Here is an 18673-nt window from a genome sequence, read left to right as displayed (position 1 = left end):
GCAACAGCTTTCGCTCGATGTCGTCCCGGGTATTCCCCTCGGCTGGCCGGTCTCGACTTGGCGCGGCAGCGCTCGCTCGTGCGGGTTGTCGAGCGCGAAGAAGTGGTCGGTGGCGTCCGTCATCGACGCGTCAGAGCTGGTCCGGAGTCTCGGGACGCTGGCTTGCACGTGGGATCACCAGCTGCCGTTGAAGAGGGCCAGTAGGCCTGGGGCCGAATGGGCGGCGGTGGTGGTATTCGCCACCGCCACAACGACTGCGGCTGCCGCGATCAGCAGCGACAGTGTTCCGAAGGCGGCCTGTATGCGACGTTCGGGGCGGTCGGTGGAGGCGGTTCGGGCGAATCGTCGCCACAGGATCACTGATGCGGTGAGGAAGCAGAGCGCCAGGGTGGCGGTGATGACGGCCATCGCCACGTGGTAGCGGGTGAAGTCGTCGATCATCACGCCGGCGGCGGGTGGGGTTCGGCCGCCTGGGCCTGGTGATTCGGCGAGGCTGTCTCTGACCTGGCCGAGGGTAGCGGTCAGTGGGGCATCCGGTGGGGTGTCCATCAGTAGGGGCATGAGGGAGGAGAAGGGGGCGATGGCTCCCTGGATGTTGGCCATCACCATCAGTAGTGAGATCAGGGCGAGCAAGGTGGTGAGGGTGCTGCCTGCGAGTAGGGAGCCGGCACGCAGGATGCCGGGGGCGGTGCTGCGGAAGGCTTTCCAAAGGACCGTGCTCAAGGTGATCAACACGGTCAGCAGTAGTGCGGCCACGACTGCCTTGACCACGTGGAATCGGAACCAGTAGTCCACAATTCGCGCCAGGCTCGGCGAATAGCCGGGGCCGCCTGTGGTCCAGTACTCCTGAAATGCGGTGCGGAATCCGGTGCGCAAGCCGCTCTCGTGCGCGAAACCGGACTCCGATCGACCGGCGGCCAGCAGGTGCGGCGCGAATACGACGGCAGCGATCAGGGCCGCTGTAAGGGTGGTCAGCACGGCGATGGGGCGAGTCGGGAGCTTCGGCGGTGCCGGTGGAATCACGTGTATGGACAAGCGAATTCCTCCAGGTCGGGCGGGCCGCGGGAATGCGGCGCGTCTGGTGGGGTGGATCCGGCGAATCCCCACCAGCTTGTGCCCGTCGCCGTGGGTCGCGCAATCGGGTATTGCCGGGAAATTCGCTGACCTGCGCGGCTTCCACGCCGACGGGGGTGCGAACTTTCGCCGGGGCTCCGAAACGGGGTGCGGCGCGGGCATGATGGGTCGCATGGACGCGCACGAGGAACTCATCGCACTGGCCGACCGGTACTGGGACGCCCTGATGGAGTCCACGCCGAGTGCGGCGACGCTGCTGGGGGACAGGCGGTTCGACGATCGGATCGAGGATCTGTCGATCGAGGCGGAACAGCGGCAGCTGGCGGTGTGGCGGCGGCTGCTCGGCGAGGTCGACCGGTTGGACGCGGCAGGTCTGAGCGCCGAGGACCGGACCACGCGCAGCCTGCTGCGCACCGAATTGGCCGGTGCCGTCTCGCATCTGGAATGGCGGCCCGCCGAGCTGGCCTCCGATCAGATGACGGGGGTGCACGCGGAACTGCTCACCCTGGCCTCGCAGACCAACGCGCCGCAGCCGGAGCAGGCGCGGCAGCTGGTGCAGCGCTACCGGCAGTTCGGAGTCCTGCTGGCGCAAGCGGTGCAGCGCTTCCGGGACGGGTTGGCCGCCGGGCGCACGCCCGCGCACATCGCCATCGAACGTTCCATCAACCAGCTCGACGGCTACCTGGCCTCCGATCTCGCCACCGACCCTTTCGTCACCTTCGCCGGACCACCGGACTGGGAAGGCGAAACCGCTTGGCGCGCAGAGCTGTCCGAGGTGGCACGCGATGTCGTCCGCCCCGGCTTCCAGGCCTACCGGGACGCATTGGCGGGGGAACTGCTGCCCGCCTCCCGCCCGGACGACCAGGCCGGACTGTGCTGGCTCGGTGACGACGGCGAAGACATCTACCGCCGTCTGCTGCAACGCCACACCACCCTGCCCGATCTCGGCGCGGACGAGATTCACCGGCTCGGCCTCGACGAACTAGCCGGTTTGCGCGCCGAATACGCGGACGTCGCCGGTCGCCTGTTCGGTCTCACCGACCAGGCCGCGATCTTCGCCCGGCTGCGCGAGGACACCGCCCTGCGCTACGGCGACGGCGAGGAGATCATGACCGACGCGCGCGCGTATCTCGCTGCCGCGCAGGCGGAAATGGGCTCGTGGTTCGGCCGCCTGCCCCGTCAGTCCTGCGATATCGTCCCGGTCCCCGACTTCCTGGCCGCCGACGCGCCCGCCGCCTACTACTTCCCGCCCGCCGCCGACGGCTCCCGCCCCGGCGCCTACTTCGTCAACCAGCACGAACCCAAGGGCCGCAACCGCTACGAGACCGCCGCCGTGGCCTACCACGAGGCCATCCCCGGCCACCACCTGCAGCTCACCATCGCCAACGAACTCGACCACCTGCCGCGCTTCCAGCGAATGTCGTTCTCCAACACCGCCTTCGTCGAAGGCTGGGCCCTCTACACCGAACGCCTCGCCGACGAAATGGGCCTCTACCCCGACGATCTCGCCCGCATCGGCATGCTCGCCGCCGACTCCTGGCGCTCCTGCCGCCTGGTCGTCGACACCGGCCTGCACGCCAAAGGCTGGTCGCGCCAACAGGCCATCGACTTCATGACCGCCCACGCCCCCGTCGGCCTGGACGAGATCCGCGTCGAGGTCGACCGCTACATCGCCATGCCCGGCCAAGCCGTCGCCTACAAGGTCGGCCAACTGGAAATCCGCCGCCAACGCGCCGCCGTCACCACCCGCCTCGGAAACGCCTTCGACATCAAGACCTTCCACGACACCGTCCTCGGCTCCGGCTCGGTGAGCCTCCCGGTCCTCCGAGACCTGGCCGCCACCCTCTGACCGGCGTCGTTCCCACCCCGCGCCCCCGGATGGAATAGGGACGAAAGGGGTGTGTTCGACTCGGTGGCGGGTCGGATGAGGTGGAGGTGTCGGTGGTGGCTACCGAATTGGGTTCGGCTGTCGGGTTGCGGTCGGAGCGGGGGCCGATTCTCGGGGCGTTGATGTTGTCGACTTCGCTGGTGGCGTTGGATTCGACGATCATCGCCACGGCGGTGTTGACCATCACCGATCAGTTGGGTGGGTTCGCGCAGTTTCCTTGGCTGTTCAGCATCTATCTGCTGGCGCAGGCGGTGACGGTGCCGATCTACGGGAAGCTCGCGGACATGCTGGGGCGGAAGCCGTTGATGCTGTTCGGGATCGCGGTGTTCGCGCTCGGGTCGCTGCTGTGCGGGGTGGCGACGAGCATGCCCGCGCTGATCGCGTTCCGGGGGGTACAGGGGATCGGGGCGGGGGCGGTGAGCCCGATCGCCATGACCATCGCGGGGGATATCTACACCGTGCAGGAGCGGGCCAAGGTGCAGGCGTACCTGGCCAGTGTGTGGGCCGCCTCCTCGGTGCTGGGCCCGCTGCTGGGCGGCGTCTTCTCCGAGTACGTGAGCTGGCGCTGGATCTTCCTGATCAACCTGCCCCTGGCGGCACTCGCGGCCTGGATGATCCTGCGCAAATTCACCGAAAGCGCACCGCGGCAAAGCCATCGGATCGACTACCTGGGCGCGGGACTGCTCACCCTCGGCGCGGGCGCACTGCTGCTCGGCCTCCTGGAGGGCGGTCAGGCGTGGGCCTGGGACGCGCCCGCCAGCATCGGCCTGTTCGCGGGTGGCCTGCTGGTGCTGGCGACGTTCGTGGTGGTCGAACGCCGGGCGGCGAATCCGATTCTGCCGCTGTGGGTTTTCACCCGCCGCGTGGTGATCGCCAGCAGCCTGGCATCGCTGCTGGTCGGCGCGGTGCTGCTGGGCCTCACCTCGTACGTGCCGACCTTCGCGCAGGGCGTGCTCGGCAGTGGCGCACTGCTGGCCGGACTCACCGCGGGCGCACTCACCCTGGGCTGGCCGGTCACTGCTTCACAGGCGGGAAAGGTGTACCTGCGCATCGGATTCCGCGCCACCGGCTTGATCGGCAGTGTGCTCGCCGTCCTCGGTGCGGCGTCATTGTTGCTGGTGGACAAGGACTCCGGCCTGCTACAGGTGGCCGCCGGATGCTTCGTGGTCGGCATGGGTATGGGCCTGGTCGCGACCCCGACCCTGATCGCCGCCCAGACCAGTGCCGAATGGTCCGAGCGCGGTGTGGTGACCGCCACCAATATGTTCGCCCGGTCGCTGGGCAGCGCGGTGGGGGTGGCGGTCTTCGGCGCGCTGGTCAACGCCCGCATCGGCGGCGTCGACCATCCGTCCGCGGCGCAGCTGGCTCCGGCCGTCCATCTGGTGTTCGTGGGTGTGGCCGCGATGGCGGTGGTCCTGATCGCCGCGACGGCGTGCATGCCGCGTCGCTGAACCGATTCCCGCCGAACCGGATTCCGGCGAAGCGGTGGCAATCGGCAAATCCATTCGGCTCTAACAAGATCGACAAGGGTTTTGCGTTGTCGCAGATTAGTACCGGCCGCCATAAATTACGACAAATGCCCAATGGTCGAGCCGAATGGATCAGCGCGGCAATGATCTAGCACACTGTAGGAGTGGTTGAGGTCGAGGACGTATTGAGCCGCTTGCGGCGATACCCGGATGTCGAAGCGGTGAACCTGTTCGCGGTGGACGCCGCCGACAGGCTGATGCTGGATGTCGCCGCCGATTCGCTGGTGGCCGCCGGTGACGGTCGGGTGGCGGTGATCGACGACGGTTACGGCGCGCTGACGCTGGGCGCGATCGCCGCGCACGAGCTACGCGGGGTGCGCGTGCATCAGGATTTACTCACCGGCGAATTGGCCCTGACCAACAATGCCCGAATTGTCGGCCTTTCCGATCGTTTCGCCACCCACGAATTGGGCGCGTCCCTGCTCACCGATGTCCGCACGGTGCTGTGGCGATTGCCGCGCGCCCTGTCCGGCCTCGCCGAAACCGCCGACGCCATCGCCCGCTACGCCGCACCCGACGTCGAGGTCTTCGCGGGCGGCCGGGACAAGTACCTGACCCCGGCCATGAACGAGATCCTGGCCGAATTCTTCGGCTCGGTGCGCGCCAGCCGCGGCCGCCAGAAGTCCCGCATCCTGCTCGCCTCGGAGCCCAAACCCGTTGGCGAACCCCGCTTTCCGATGCACAACCGGATCGAGGAGAAGGATCTGGAGGTGGTCGCGCACGGCGCCGCCTTCTCCGGCCCGCGCCTGGACATCGGCACCCGCTTCCTGCTCGACCAGTTGCAGCGGATGAAGCCCGACGCCCGCGAGGCCATCGATCTGGGTTGCGGCACCGGCATTCTCGCGGTGGCGCTGGCCAAGGCGCGCCCCGGCATCCGGGTCACCGCGACCGACCAATCCGCGGCCGCCGTGGCCTCCTCCCGGGCGACCGCCGAGATCAACGGCGTCACCGACCGCGTCACGGTGCTGCAGGACGACGCCATGTCCACCGTCCCCGACAACAGCGCCGATCTGGTGGTGTGCAATCCGCCCTTCCATGTCGGGGCGGCCGTGCACACCGGTTCGGCGATCAAGATGTTCCAGCAGACCGGCCGGGTGCTGCGCCCCGGCGGCGAGCTCTGGACCGTCTACAACTCGCACCTCAACTACCGCGGGGTGATGGAGCGCATGGTCGGCAAGACCGACGTGATGGGCCGCAATCGCAAGTTCACGGTGACCCGGTCGGTGCGCGGACTGCACGATGCGCGCAGCGTGGAGGACGGCTCGGACGGACACTGAGGAGACCGGTCGGCACAATAAGAGGCATGGGACGAATCGACCTTCGAATCTTCACCGAACCGCAGCAGGGCGCGTCCTACGACACCCTGCGCACCGTCGCCAAGACCGCCGAGGACCTCGGCTACGACGCCTTCTTCCGCTCCGACCACTACCTCAAGATGGGCGACGCCGACGGCCTGCCCGGTCCGACCGACGCCTGGATCACCCTCGCGGGCCTGGCCCGCGAGACCCGTCGCATCCGGCTGGGCACCCTGGTCACCTCGGCCACCTTCCGGCACCCGGGCGTGCTGGCCATCGAGGTCGCCCAGGTCGACGCCATGTCCGAGGGCCGGGTCGAATTCGGTTTCGGCGCAGGCTGGTTCGAGGCCGAGCACGCCGCCTACGGCATCCCGTTCCCCGCACAGAAGTTCCCGCGCTTCGAGGAGCAGCTGGCCATCGTCACCGGCCTCTGGTCGACCCCGGCGGGGGAGACCTTCTCGTTCGCCGGTGAGCACTACACGCTTACCAATTCCCCGGCGCTGCCCAAGCCGGTGCAGCCGCGGATCCCGGTCATCATCGGCGGCATGGGCGCCAAGCGCACGCCGCGCCTGGCCGCGACCTACGCCACCGAGTTCAATGTGCCGTTCCAGTCGCCGGAGTCGAGCGCAGAGCAGTTCGAGCGAGTGCGCCGCGCCGCCAAGGAGTCCGGTCGTGATCCGCACGACATCACCTTCTCCAATGCTCTGGTCGCCTGCGTGGGCGCGTCCGACGCGGAAATCGCCCGGCGCGCCGCGGTCATCGGCCGCGAGGTCGACGAGCTGAAGGCCAACGGCCTGGCGGGCAGTCCCGACGAGGTGGTGGACAAGATCGGCCGGTACGCGGAAGTGGCTGGTACCAGCCGGGTCTACCTCCAGATCCTGGATCTGGGCGACCTGGACCACCTGGAGTTGATCGCCCACCGGGTGATGAGCCAGCTCGGTTGAGACGGGTGTCGGTCGGGCTGACCGGGCGTCGAGGCCCGTAAAGCCACCGGCACGTTCGGTAAAGCTGAGGTAAAGTCCGTTTGGTCCGCTCTGCGGGGATTCGGGAACTACGCATCCTCGCGACACGTTGGACGAGTAGCTTCACAGGCCACGACCTACGTGAGCCGCGACTCCAGAAAGGGACGCACAGTGCGCTCCACATCCAACCCGGTTTTCCGGAATTTGCAGCCGCAGCAGGGCGGCTACGCCGGCTTCGGCTCGGCGCCTGGAGCCGGACAGCCCAACACCCAGTACGGCCAGCAGCCGCCGCAGTACCCGGGCGGGTACCAGCAGCCCTATCAGCCGGCCGTGCCGACCACCCGCCCGATGACCATCGACGACGTGGTGCAGAAGACCGGCATCACCCTGGCCGTGGTCACCCTGGGCGCGATCCTGTCCTACGCGCTCACTGCGGCCAACCATTCGCTGGCTCCGCTGTTCGTCATCGTCGGCGGTCTCGGTGGCTTCGTGCTCGCCATGATCATGACCTTCGGCCGCAAGCAGGACAATCCGGCCCTGGTGCTCAGCTACGCGGCCCTCGAAGGCCTACTGCTGGGCGCGTTCTCGTTCATCTTCACCAACGTGAAGTTCGGTGGCGTGGGCGGTTCGGCGCTGATCGCGCAGGCGGTGCTCGGCACCTTCGGCGTGTTCTTCGGCATGCTCGTGGTCTACAAGACCGGCGCGATCCGTGTCACCCCGCGCCTGACCCGCATGGTCGTCGGCGCGCTGATCGGCGTCATGGTGCTGATGCTGGGCAACCTGGTCGCGTCCTTCTTCACCGCGGGCGGCCTCGGCCTGCGTGACGGCGGCCCCGTCGCGATCATCTTCAGCCTCGTGGTGATCGGTGTCGCGGCCTTCAGCTTCCTGCTCGACTTCGACGCCGCCGACCAGCTCATCCGGGCGCAGGCTCCGGAGAAGGCGGCCTGGGGCGTGGCCTTCGGCCTGACCGTCACCCTGGTCTGGCTGTACCTCGAGATCCTGCGGCTGCTGAGCTACTTCCAGAACCGGTAAAGCGGCTGTCGCACAGCTGAATACCTGACGTGGGCGGGCACCGGAATCCGGTGCCCGCCCACTGCTGTGTAGCCAGCCTGAGAGCTCAACTGTCGATAGCCACCCCCTTCAATACGTCGGTTGCCACGTGGTTCTCGCCGCAGTGCGGGGCGAGAATGCCGATGCTGGCGCAGTTGTCGGTGCGCAGCCGCACGATCGCCTGGTAGTCGGCGGAGTCGTGCCAGCCCTGTGCCGCCTCGAAGTCCGGGAACTCGATCACGATGAGGTTCGCGTCGGCCGGGCCCTCGAAGACCTGCTGCGCCGCACCGTGCACGATGAACTTTCCGCCGAAGGGCGCGAGGGTGCCGTCGATGCGTTCGAGGTATTCCACGATCTCGTTGTTCAGGTCGACGTTCCACAGGATGGCGGTGGCGTAAGCAGGCATTTCGGGCTCCAGGTTTCGAGTTCTTCCGGTGCACTTCATATTTCCCGCACCAGGGAACGGAGTCGATTACCTGTCGGGTAACGCGGTGCCCGGAATGTGCTTGGCCTCCAGGTGATCCCGGCGCAGCAGCTTGCTGCCCAGCCAGACCAGCGGGTCGTACTTGCGGGAGATGACCTGCTCCTTGAGCGGGATCAGGGCGTTGTCGGTGATCTTGATGTGCTCGGGGCAGACCTCGGTGCAGCACTTGGTGATGTTGCAGTAGCCCAGCCCGAGTTCTTCCTGCGCGAGCTTGCGACGGTCGAGGATGTCGGCCGGATGCATCTGCAACTCCGCCACCCGCATGAGAAAGCGCGGTCCGGCGAAGGCGTGCAGGTTCTCCTCGTGATCACGGATGGCGTGACAGGTGTTCTGGCACAGGAAGCATTCGATGCACTTGCGGAACTCCTGGCTGCGCCGCACATCCTCCTGCATCATCCGGTACTCGCCGGGTTTCACCGCCGGATCGGGATGGAACGGCGGCACCTCGCGCGCCTTGATGTAGTTGAACGAGACATCCGAAACCAGATCGCGGACAACCGGAAACGCCCGCAGCGGCGTGATGGTGATGGCATCGCCGACCACCGCTTGCGCGGCCTGGCTCATGCACATCAGCTTCGGGAACCCGTTGATCTCGGCCGAACACGAGCCGCACTTGCCCGCCTTGCAGTTCCAGCGCACCGACAGATCCGGACACTGGGTGGCCTGCAGCCGGTGCACCACGTCGAGGACGACCTCGCCCTCGCTGACCTCGACCTGATAGTCCTCGAGCGCGCCGCGCCCGCCTTCGCCGCGCCAGACGCGTACGGTCACAGTCTTTTTCATCGGGCCGCTCCTACTCCCAATTCGGCCAGTTCGGATTCGGTGAAGTACTTGCGCAGTTCCTCGGGGTCGAACAGTTCGACCAGATCGGCGCGCATGGCCGGCATGATGCGCCGCGACAGCTGCACCCGGCCGCTCTGATCACGGCAGGTCAGCACCACACCGCGCCAGGACGAATCCATGCCGGGATGGTCGGCGCGGGTGTGGCCGCCACGAGATTCGGTGCGCTCCAGGGCCGATCGCGCCACGCACTCGGCGATGAGCGACATATTGCGCAGGTCGAAGGTGAGGTGCCAGCCGGTGTGATACAGCCGATCACCGCGCACCCGGAGGTTTTCCGCACGTTCGCGCAGGGCCTCCAGTTCCGTCAGCGCGGCGGTGAGCTCACTGCCGTCCCGCACGATCCCGACCAGTTCGGTCATCACGCGCTGCAATGCCTGATGCACCTCGTAGGGGTTCTCGCCGTCGGCGCTCTCGTACGGTGCGAGGGCTTCCCGCAGCGCGTCGGTCACCGCCCGCTCGTGCACCACCGGTCTGGAACCGGCCAGGGCGTCGAGGTATTCGCTCGCACCGGCTCCGGCCCGCGCCCCGAAGATGAACAGGTCCGAGAGCGAATTGCCGCCGAGGCGGTTGGAGCCGTGCATGCCGCTGGCGCACTCCCCGGCCGCGAACAGGCCGGGCAGCGTGGTGGCGGTGGTGTCGGCGTCGACGCGCATCCCGCCCATGACGTAGTGCGCGGTCGGGCCCACCTCCATCGGCTCGGCGGTGATGTCCACCCCCGCGAGCTCCGCGAACTGGTGATGCATCGCGGGCAGCCGCCGCTTGATCTCCTCGGGCGTCATGCGGGTGGAGACGTCCAGGAACACGCCGCCGTGCGGTGAGCCGCGACCCGCCTTCACCTCCGCGTTGATGGCCCGGGCGACCTCGTCGCGGGGCAGCAGTTCCGGTGGGCGGCGGTTGTGCTCGGGATCGGTGTACCAGCGGTCGGCCTCCGCCTCGGAATCGGCGTAGATGTCGCGGAAGACCTCGGGGATGTAGTCGAACATGAAGCGACGGTCTTCGCTGTTGCGCAGCACGCCACCGTCACCGCGCACGCCCTCGGTGACGAGCACGCCGCGTACGGACGGCGGCCACACCATGCCGGTCGGATGGAACTGGATGAACTCCATGTTCACCAACTCGGCTCCGGCACGCAGCGCCAGCGCGTGACCGTCGGCGGTGTAGTCCCAGGAATTGCTGGTGACCGTGTACATCTTGCCCAGACCACCGGTCGCCAGGATCACCGCCGGGGCGGACAGCACGACGAATTCGCCTGTCTGCCTGACATATCCGAACGCACCGGAGATGCGGCCGCCATCGGTGAGCAGGCGGGTGATGGTGGTCTCGTCGAACACCTTCAACATCGCCTCGGGATCACCGAATTCAGCGGAGTCGTTGCGCTGCAACGAAACCAGACGCTGCTGCAAGGTGCGAATGACTTCCAGGCCGGTGCGGTCGCCGACATGTGCCAGCCGCGGATACTCGTGGCCGCCGAAGTTGCGCTGCGAGATCAGGCCGCCCTCGGTCCGATCGAAGAGCGCACCCCAGTGCTCCAGCTCCCAGATGCGGGTGGGCGCTTCCTTGGCGTGCAACTCGGCCATGCGCCAGTCGTTGAGGAACTTGCCGCCGCGCATGGTGTCGCGGAAGTGCACCTGCCAGTTGTCTTTCGCATTGCCGTTGCCCATGGCCGCGGCCGCCCCGCCCTCGGCCATCACCGTATGTGCCTTGCCCAGCAGGGTTTTGGTGATGACGGCGGTGCGCAGTCCACGCGAGCGGGCCTCGATCGCGGCGCGCAGGCCCGCGCCGCCCGCACCGATCACGATCACGTCGTACTCGTATCGAACAGGGTTGTCGCTGCGCGTGTTTCCCTGATCAGAAGAATCGGAGGTCATTGATCACTCCCATCGAGAGCATCCGGATGTAGAAGTCGGTGAACGCCACCCAGAACAGCGAGATCCAGGCCATCCGCTGGTGATGCGGGTTGATGCGGCTGATCCAGGTCCAGAGCCGGTATCGAATCGGGTTGCGGGAGAAGTGCTTCAGGCGCCCGCCGATGGCGTGACGACAGGCCTGGCAGGACAGCGTGTACATCCACAGCAGTGCCGCGTTGACGATCAACACCACGGTGCCCAGGCCCATGTGCCCCCAGTTGCCGTCGTAGTCGCGGAAGGCGATCACGGCGTCGTAGGTGAGGACCACATTGAGAACCGCTGCGAGCCAGAAGAAGTACCGGTGCATGTTCTGCACGAAGACCAGCGGGAAACGCGATTCACCGGTGTACTTCCTGTGCGGTTCGCTGACCGCGCACGCCGTCGGCGACTGCCAGAAGGCCCGGTAGTAGGCCTTGCGGTAGTAGTAGCAGGTGAACCGGAATCCCATGGGAATCCAGATGATCAGCAGCGACGGGGTGATCCAGGCGGGCCAGGACACCCAGCCCCAGCCGTGCGCGCCCACATCGGTCAGGTTCGGTGAATAGAACGGGGAGATGTAGGGGCCGGAGGAATAGTGGCCGTTGGCCAGGATCACCCAGACGGCGTAGACGATGAACGCGCTCAGAATGCTCGCGGTCACGATCGGCTGCGCCAGCCAATTGTCCACCTGCAGTGTGCGTTGCGGGATCTGCGCGCGGGTCCGCTCCCGCTCGGGTGCCCCGGTCACAGCGAACGGGCCCGCGGGGCGGTCATCTTCTCGGGGCTGAGCAGATCGTCGAGCGCCGCCTGCGTCAGTAGACCTCGCTCGAGGACCAGGTCGTAGACGCTGCCGCCGGTCCGCAATGCCTCCTTGGCTATGTTCGCGGAGGTCTCGTAGCCCAGGGTCGGCACCAGCGCGGTGATCAGGCCGATGCTGTTGTTGACCAGTTCGCGGCAGCGTTCGCGGTTGGCGGTGATGCCGGTGATGCAGCGGTTGGTGAGCGTGATCGCGGCATTGCGCAGCATGAGCGTGCCCATGAGCAGGTCGTAGGCCATGATCGGCTCGGCCATGTTGAGTTCGAGCTGGCTGGCTTCGGCGGCCATGGTGACGGTCATGTCGTAGCCGATGAGCTGGAAGCAGACCTGGCTCACGACCTCCGGGATGACCGGGTTGACCTTGCCGGGCATGATCGACGAACCCGGTTGCATGGCAGGCAGATTGATCTCGCCCAGACCGGTGCGCGGGCCCATCGACAGCAGGCGCAGGTCATTGCAGATCTTCGAAAGCTGCACGGCGGCACGCTTCATCGTCGCCGAGACGGCCACGAAGTCACCCGAATCCTGGGTGGCCTCCACCAGATTCTCGGCCGATCGGATCGGCAGTCCGGTGACCTCGGCCAGTTTGGCCGCGCACAGTTCCGCGTAGCCGGGCGGGCTGGTGATGCCGGTGCCGATGGCGGTCGCGCCCATGTTCACCACCAGCAGGTCCTCGGCGATGCGCTGCAGGTGCGCGATGGCCTCGCCGACCATCACGCCGTACGCGCCGAACTCCTGACCCAGGGTCATCGGCACCGCGTCCTGTAGCTGGGTGCGGCCCATCTTGATGACATCGCTGAACTCGGCGGCCTTGGCTTGCAGTGCCTGCTGCAGCTCGCCCAGTGCGGCGGCGACATCCAGGATCGACAGGTACACACCGAGTTTCACGGCGGTCGGGTAGACGTCGTTGGTCGACTGCGAGCAGTTGACGTCGTCGTTGGGGTGCAGGAACCGGTACTCGCCCTTGGCGTGCCCCATCAGTTCCAGACCGCGGTTGGCGATCACCTCGTTGGCATTCATGTTCGTGGAGGTGCCCGCGCCGCCCTGCACCATATCGACGATGAAATCGCCGTGCAGCTTGCCGGAGAGCAGGTCGTCGCAGGCCATCGAGATGGCCTCGGTCTTCTCCACGTCCAGCGCGCCCAGCTCGTAATTGGCAAGGGCCGCAGCCTTTTTCACGTAGGCGAGGGCGTTCACCAGATGACCGAACTTGCGCAGCTCGATGCCCGAGATCTGGAAGTTCTCGATGGCGCGCAGCGTCTGCACGCCGTAGTAGGCCTCGGCCGGAATCTCACGTTCACCGAGCGAATCATGTTCGCGCCGAATGCCTCCCACCGGCTGCTGCGCGCTGACCGCCGCGGCGAGCTGCCCGGAGATGCTGCGCAGCCGATGGCCGACCAGCCCGGCCACCCGGGCCACGATCCGGTAGTAGCGTTCCGGCTGCGCGGCCGCGAGATCCTCGATCGACTCCCGCGACACCGTGAGCACCTCCGCCCCCAGTGAAGTACGGGCGGACGCCATGTGCGGGCGCGCGTCCAACAGCGTCATCTCCGAGATCAGGCCGCCCGCACCGACTTTGCCGATCACGGTCTCCTGGCCGATCAGCCCGGTCACCATCTCCACCTCGCCGTGGATGACGATGCCGACCCAGTCCCGGGGCGTGGACTCGTGGAAAAGCACTGCGCCCGCAGGGTATTCGCGGTACATGGCGATGGACGTCAGGGCCTGAAGGTCCGCGGCGTCGATCCCGGTGGCGACCGATGTGGTGTCGATCATGTTCTGCATGGTGTCCACGTTGACTCCTACCTCATTTGGTCTACTCTGCTCAACGGGAGCTAACCGTCAGCAAAATTATTAATCAATCAGATCTGTCTTTTCGAATCGAAGCTGATAGTCAGGGCATTTGTCCCAGGACTCATGACAGATCAAGATAAGTTGTGAGGCGGTTCTTCCGATGATTCAGATGCTTCTCGAGTTAGCGGTCGTCCTGGCCGCGATCCTGATCGGGTCGCGGGTGGGCGGTATCGGGCTCGGCGTGTGGGGCGCGGTCGGTGTCGTCGCGCTGGCCTCGATCTTCCGGGTCGCGCCAACTTCCCCGCCCGTCGATGTGCTGCTGATCATCCTGGCGGTGGTGGTCGCGGCCGCCACCATGGAGGCCGCCGGCGGCGTCGACTACATGGTCCGCATCGCCGAACGGATGATCCGCAAGAACCCGAAGCGGATCACCTTCGTCGCCCCGATCGTGGTGTTCGCGTTCACTATCGGCGCGGGCACCGGCCACCTGCTCTACCCGCTGCTGCCGGTCATCCACGAGGTGTCGCGCGAGGGCGGGGTGCGCCCGGAACGGCCGATCTCCATGGCCGCCATCGCGAGTCAGTCCGCGATCGTCGCCAGCCCGGTGTCCGCGGCCATGGCCGCCGCTGTCGTCGTGCTCGGCCCCGACGGCTGGAGCATGGTCAAGATCCTGCTGGTCACCGTGCCCGCCGTGCTGATCGGACTGGTCGCGGGCGCACTGTCGGTGTGCCGTCGCGGCAAGGACCTCGCCGACGATCCGGAGTACCAGCGTCGGCTGGCGAGCGGAGAACTGCAGCCGGTCGACACGAATCCGGCCGACCGCCCCGAACTACCGCGCGAGGCAAAGCTTTCCGCGCTCATCTTCCTGATCGGCGTGGTGGCAGTGGTGGTTTCGGGCGCCTTCCCGGGGCTGCGTCCGCCCGGCGCCGACGGCAAGTCGCTGAGCATGCCCGAGACCATCGAGGTGCTGATGCTCTCGACCGCCGCGGTCATCATGCTGGTGTGCAAGGTCTCGGCCCCGAAGATCCCGGGCACCCCGGTCGCCAAGGCGGGTCTGGTCGCGCTCGTCGGCGTCTTCGGATTGGCTTGGCTGGGAGACAGTTTCATCAAATCCAACCAGGACCTGATCGTCGGCAATCTGGGCGACCTGGCCAAACAGCACACCTGGCTGTTCGTGGTGGTCCTCGCCCTGGTCTCGGCCCTCGTCCTGAGTCAGGCCTCCGCCACCAAGATCATGCTCCCGCTCGGCCTGGCCCTCGGCATCTCCGCCCCGCACCTGGTCGCCATGCTCCCCGCCCTGTGCGCCCTGTTCATCCTGCCCGTCTACCCGACCAGCATCGCCGCGGTGAACTTCGACCACTCGGGCACAACGAGATTCGGCAAACTGGTCCTCAATCACAGCTTCATGCTGCCCGGGCTGGTGACGACCGCCGTCGCGGTAGCCGTCGGCTACCCTTTGGCCGCGTTGGTGGGCTGACGGCCCACCCGCCCCTCGGGGGTTTGGGGGCGAAGCCCCCAAAATCCTGCCCTCCCAAAAACTTCGGGCCGCCCGACCGTAAGGTCGGGCGGCCCAAGCCTATTCCCGCTGAGCAGCGGGTATCTCGCGACTCAGCTGAGGCGCTCGATGATCATCGCCATGCCCTGGCCGCCGCCGACGCACATGGTCTCCAGACCGAACTGCTTGTCGTGGGTCTGCAGGTTGTTGATCAGGGTCGCGGTGATGCGGGCACCGGTCATGCCGAACGGGTGGCCCAGCGCGATCGCGCCACCGGACACGTTCAGCTTGTCCTCGTCCATCTTCAGCTCACGGGCCGAGCCGACGACCTGCACCGCGAACGCCTCGTTGATCTCGTACAGGTCGAGGTCGTCGATGGTCATGTTCGCGGTCTTCAGGGTGTTGCGCACGGCTTGGATCGGGCCGAGGCCCATGACCTCCGGCGACAGTCCCGAGACGCCGGTGGCGACGATGCGCGCCAGCGGGGTCAGGCCCAGCTCGCGAGCCTTGGTGTCGCTCATGACGACCAGCGCGGCCGCACCGTCGTTCAGCGGACAGGCGTTGCCCGCGGTGATGGTGCCGTCCGGGCGGAAGACCGGCTTCAGCTGCGAGATCTTGTCGTAGGTGGTGCCGGCGCGCGGGCCGTCGTCGGTGCTGACGACGGTGCCGTCGGGCAGGGTGACCGGGGTGATCTCGCGGGCGAAGAAGCCGGACTTGATGGCCTCCTCCGCGCGGTTCTGCGAACGCACGGCCCAGTGGTCCTGGTCCTCACGCGAGACGCCGGTGAAGGTGGCGACGTTCTCCGCGGTCTGGCCCATCGCGATGTACACGTCGGGCAGGATGCCCTCGGCGCGCGGGTCGACCCAGGTGGCGTTGGACTCGGCGGTCGCCTTGGTGCGGGCCTCCGCGTCGGCGAACAGCGGGTTGTGCGAGTCCGGCCAGCCGTCGGCGGTGCCCTTCGGGAAGCGCGAGACGGTCTCCACACCGGCGGAGATGAACACGTCACCCTCACCGGCCTTGATGGCGTGGAAGGCCATCCGGGTGGTCTGCAGCGAGGACGAGCAGTAGCGGTTGACGGTGACGCCCGGCAGGGTGTCGTAGCCGAGCTGCACGGCGACCGCGCGGGCCATGTTGAAACCGGCCTCACCGGCGGGCTGGCCGCTGCCGAGGTGCAGGTCGGTGATGTCGGCGGGCGACAGCGACGGCACCTTGGCGAGCGCGGCGCGCACCATCTGTGCGGCGAGGTCGTCCGGGCGCATGCTCACCAGAGAACCCTTGCCTGCGCGGCCGATGGGCGAGCGGGCGTACGAAACGATGACGGCCTCAGCCATGAGGACTCCTTTTTTGCTGGGGTGATCCGCTTCGAATTTACGACGGGTGTGTCGAGCCTCAAACATCCGGTATGCCGGTATCCCACCCAATGAACTGTGGGATATACCGCACTCCTGTTGTTCTCGTGCCCCGCTGCCGGTCGGCAGCGGGGCACGATGGGAGATCGAATTGGGTTGGGCCGCATGCCGATCGGGCCCGGAGCTGCGAGTCCTAGCCCGGGACGTCGAAGGCGGATTGGGCCGGGACGTTGGGCATGTCGGTGAAGACGGTGACGACGATGTGGCCGGGGCCGGTGTCCTGGAAGAGGGCGTAGTGCTCGCTGCCGTAGAAACCGGCCAGCACCGGGACGCGGTACTCGCCGGTCGCGCCGGTGTTCATATTGCGCCAGGCGAGGGTGGTGAGGGTTTCGCACTGCGGGGCGAAGCTGTACTCGCCCGGATCGAAGCCGACCACCGGATCCGCCTGCAGGTTGAGAATCGCGCGCCCGGGCCACTGTGAGCCGGTTTCGGCCCAGCTCCGCAGCGTGCCACCGCAGATCGTCGCATCTCGATAAAGGCTCGTCACCTGAGGAAATGGGGACGACTGTGCCTGTACGGCAGGCGTGCCGACGAGCGTCGCCGCGGCGGGCAGACAGGTGAGCAGCAGGGCGGCGGACAAGCGTGTCGGCGTCCTCATGGCCCCGATGGTAGTTGCCAGGATCGTGATATCCCCGACGTGCGCGAAGGCGCGGATCTCCTTTCTGCAACGATGAGAGGCATGCGCATTGCTGACCATGTCGTCGATCTGATCGGAAACACCCCGCTCGTCCGGTTGAACTCCGTGGTGGGGCCGAACTCGGGACTGGTGGCGGCGAAGGTGGAGTACCTGAACCCGGGTGGCAGCTCCAAGGACCGCATCGCCGTCAAGATGATCGATGCCGCCGAGAAGGCCGGACTGCTGAAGCCCGGCGGCACCATCGTCGAACCGACCTCCGGCAATACCGGTGTTGGCCTGGCCCTGGTCGCGCAGCAGCGCGGCTACAAGTGCGTATTCGTCTGCCCGGACAAGGTCAGCGAGGACAAGCGCAACGTGCTGCGGGCCTACGGCGCCGAGGTGGTGGTCTGCCCGACCGCCGTCGCGCCCGAGGACCCGGACAGCTACTACAACGTCTCCGACCGCCTGGTCCGGGAGATCCCGGGCGCCTGGAAGCCGAACCAGTACTCCAACCCGGGCGGCCCCGAATCCCATTACGAGACCACGGGTCCCGAGATCTGGCGCGACACCGAAGGCAAGATCACCCACTTCGTGGCGGGCGTCGGCACCGGCGGCACCATCACCGGCACCGGTCGCTACCTCAAGGAGATCTCCGGCGGCAAGGTCAAGGTCATCGGCGCGGACCCGGAGGGCTCGGTCTACTCCGGCGGCACCGGTCGTCCGTACCTGGTCGAGGGCGTCGGCGAGGACTTCTGGCCCACCGCCTACGACCCGGCCATCCCGGACGAGATCATCGCCGTCTCCGACGCCGACTCCTTCGAGATGACCCGTCGCCTGGCCCGCGAAGAGGGCCTGCTGGTCGGCGGCTCCTGCGGTATGGCCGTGGTCGCCGCGCTGCGTGTCGCCGAGCGTGATCCCGACGCGGTGGTGGTCGTGCTGCTGCCCGACGGTGGTCGCGGCTACCTCTCGAAGATCTTCAACGATCAGTGGATGAGCTCCTATGGCTTCCTGCGCAACCGCCTCGACGGCAGCACCGCCGAGGTCCACGTGGGAGATGTGTTGCGCGGCAAGTCCGGTGAACTGCCGGACCTGGTGCACACCCACCCGCAGGAGACGCTGCGTGACGCCATCGAGATCCTGCGTGAGTACAGCGTCTCGCAGATGCCGGTCGTCGGCGCCGAACCGCCGGTGATGGCGGGCGAGGTCGCCGGTTCGGTCACCGAACGCGATCTGCTCTCGGCCGTCTTCGAGGGCCGGGCCAAGCTCACCGATTCCGTGGCGCAGCACATGAGCCCGGCGTTCCCGCTCATCGGCGCGGGCGAGCCGGTCTCGGCGGCCACCAAGCTGCTGGAGTCCACCGACGCGCTCATGGTCGTCGAGGACGGCAAGCCGGTCGGCGTCATCACCCGCCACGACCTGCTCGGCTTCCTGAGCACCGGCGTGCTGGTGTAACCCACTGCCACAGAGTTGCCGCCCGTCGAATCCGGATCCCGGATTCGACGGGCGGTCTGCTTTCACCGATCTGATTTATG

At 67.2% G+C, this 18673-nt stretch carries 15 protein-coding genes and 1 pseudogene; 7 read left to right on the top strand and 9 right to left on the bottom strand.

What is annotated here, in order from left to right; translation table 11 throughout:
- Window positions 1-174: 174 nt before the first annotated feature.
- A complete protein-coding gene (locus tag OG300_RS26495) occupies window positions 175-1035 on the bottom strand; it encodes a hypothetical protein (protein WP_405485745.1) in 861 nt (286 codons plus the stop codon).
- A gap of 211 nt (window positions 1036-1246) precedes the next feature.
- Here OG300_RS26495 and OG300_RS26490 point away from each other — a divergent pair, with 211 nt between their 5' ends.
- The 5 genes from OG300_RS26490 (at window position 1247) to OG300_RS26470 (ending at window position 7780) form a co-directional block, all read left to right on the top strand.
- Complete coding sequence (locus OG300_RS26490; RefSeq protein WP_405485744.1) at window positions 1247-2923, top strand: DUF885 domain-containing protein; 1677 nt, start codon at window positions 1247-1249, stop codon at window positions 2921-2923.
- A gap of 95 nt (window positions 2924-3018) precedes the next feature.
- On the top strand, window positions 3019-4413 hold the full coding sequence (locus tag OG300_RS26485) for an MDR family MFS transporter (protein ID WP_405485743.1): 1395 nt from the start codon (window positions 3019-3021) through the stop codon (window positions 4411-4413).
- Window positions 4414-4595: 182 nt separating this feature from the next.
- The gene (locus tag OG300_RS26480; protein ID WP_405485742.1) at window positions 4596-5768 is read left to right on the top strand and encodes a class I SAM-dependent methyltransferase; all 1173 of its coding nucleotides are present in this window, start codon (window positions 4596-4598) and stop codon (window positions 5766-5768) included.
- 35 nt (window positions 5769-5803) lie between these two features.
- The gene (locus OG300_RS26475) at window positions 5804-6730 is read left to right on the top strand and encodes an LLM class F420-dependent oxidoreductase (RefSeq protein ID WP_405498686.1); all 927 of its coding nucleotides are present in this window, start codon (window positions 5804-5806) and stop codon (window positions 6728-6730) included.
- 189 nt (window positions 6731-6919) lie between these two features.
- Window positions 6920-7780 (top strand): Bax inhibitor-1/YccA family protein, encoded by an 861-nt coding sequence (locus OG300_RS26470; protein ID WP_405485741.1) that lies wholly within the window; start codon window positions 6920-6922, stop codon window positions 7778-7780.
- Window positions 7781-7865: 85 nt separating this feature from the next.
- On the opposite strand, the gene OG300_RS26465 is transcribed toward OG300_RS26470, so the two are convergent.
- From OG300_RS26465 to OG300_RS26440, 6 genes and pseudogenes are all read right to left on the bottom strand, one after another.
- On the bottom strand, window positions 7866-8204 hold the full coding sequence (locus OG300_RS26465) for a DUF1330 domain-containing protein (RefSeq protein WP_405485740.1): 339 nt from the start codon (window positions 8202-8204) through the stop codon (window positions 7866-7868).
- A 66-nt stretch (window positions 8205-8270) separates the two neighbouring features.
- Window positions 8271-9065, bottom strand: a complete 795-nt coding sequence (locus tag OG300_RS26460) for a succinate dehydrogenase/fumarate reductase iron-sulfur subunit (protein WP_405485739.1) — start codon at window positions 9063-9065, stop codon at window positions 8271-8273.
- On the bottom strand, window positions 9062-10993 hold the full coding sequence (locus OG300_RS26455) for a fumarate reductase/succinate dehydrogenase flavoprotein subunit (protein WP_405485738.1): 1932 nt from the start codon (window positions 10991-10993) through the stop codon (window positions 9062-9064). The genes OG300_RS26460 and OG300_RS26455 overlap by 4 nt, the downstream gene beginning before the upstream one ends.
- Window positions 10974-11759: a hypothetical protein gene (locus tag OG300_RS26450; protein ID WP_405485737.1), complete on the bottom strand. Its 786-nt coding sequence runs from the start codon at window positions 11757-11759 to the stop codon at window positions 10974-10976. The genes OG300_RS26455 and OG300_RS26450 overlap by 20 nt, the downstream gene beginning before the upstream one ends.
- Window positions 11756-13162, bottom strand: a complete 1407-nt coding sequence (locus tag OG300_RS26445; protein ID WP_405498685.1) for an aspartate ammonia-lyase — start codon at window positions 13160-13162, stop codon at window positions 11756-11758. The genes OG300_RS26450 and OG300_RS26445 overlap by 4 nt, the downstream gene beginning before the upstream one ends.
- A gap of 123 nt (window positions 13163-13285) precedes the next feature.
- Window positions 13286-13534: pseudogene (locus OG300_RS26440) on the bottom strand (cyclic nucleotide-binding domain-containing protein); the annotation flags it as partial.
- Window positions 13535-13790: 256 nt separating this feature from the next.
- Here OG300_RS26440 and OG300_RS26435 point away from each other — a divergent pair.
- Entirely contained in the window at window positions 13791-15098 is a 1308-nt protein-coding gene (locus OG300_RS26435) for an anaerobic C4-dicarboxylate transporter family protein (RefSeq protein ID WP_405485736.1), read from the top strand.
- A gap of 131 nt (window positions 15099-15229) precedes the next feature.
- On the opposite strand, the gene OG300_RS26430 is transcribed toward OG300_RS26435, so the two are convergent.
- Complete coding sequence (locus tag OG300_RS26430) at window positions 15230-16447, bottom strand: acetyl-CoA C-acetyltransferase (RefSeq protein WP_405485735.1); 1218 nt, start codon at window positions 16445-16447, stop codon at window positions 15230-15232.
- Window positions 16448-16658: 211 nt separating this feature from the next.
- A complete protein-coding gene (locus tag OG300_RS26425; RefSeq protein ID WP_405485734.1) occupies window positions 16659-17123 on the bottom strand; it encodes a hypothetical protein in 465 nt (154 codons plus the stop codon).
- A gap of 81 nt (window positions 17124-17204) precedes the next feature.
- Between OG300_RS26425 and OG300_RS26420 the strand changes: the two genes are divergently transcribed.
- Window positions 17205-18593 (top strand): cystathionine beta-synthase, encoded by a 1389-nt coding sequence (locus OG300_RS26420; RefSeq protein WP_405485733.1) that lies wholly within the window; start codon window positions 17205-17207, stop codon window positions 18591-18593.
- Window positions 18594-18673: the final 80 nt, after the last annotated feature.

Source organism: Nocardia sp. NBC_00511 (genome assembly GCF_045161165.1).
In the GTDB taxonomy this organism is placed as follows: domain Bacteria; phylum Actinomycetota; class Actinomycetes; order Mycobacteriales; family Mycobacteriaceae; genus Nocardia.
This window is presented reverse-complemented; position numbering and strand designations above follow the sequence as displayed.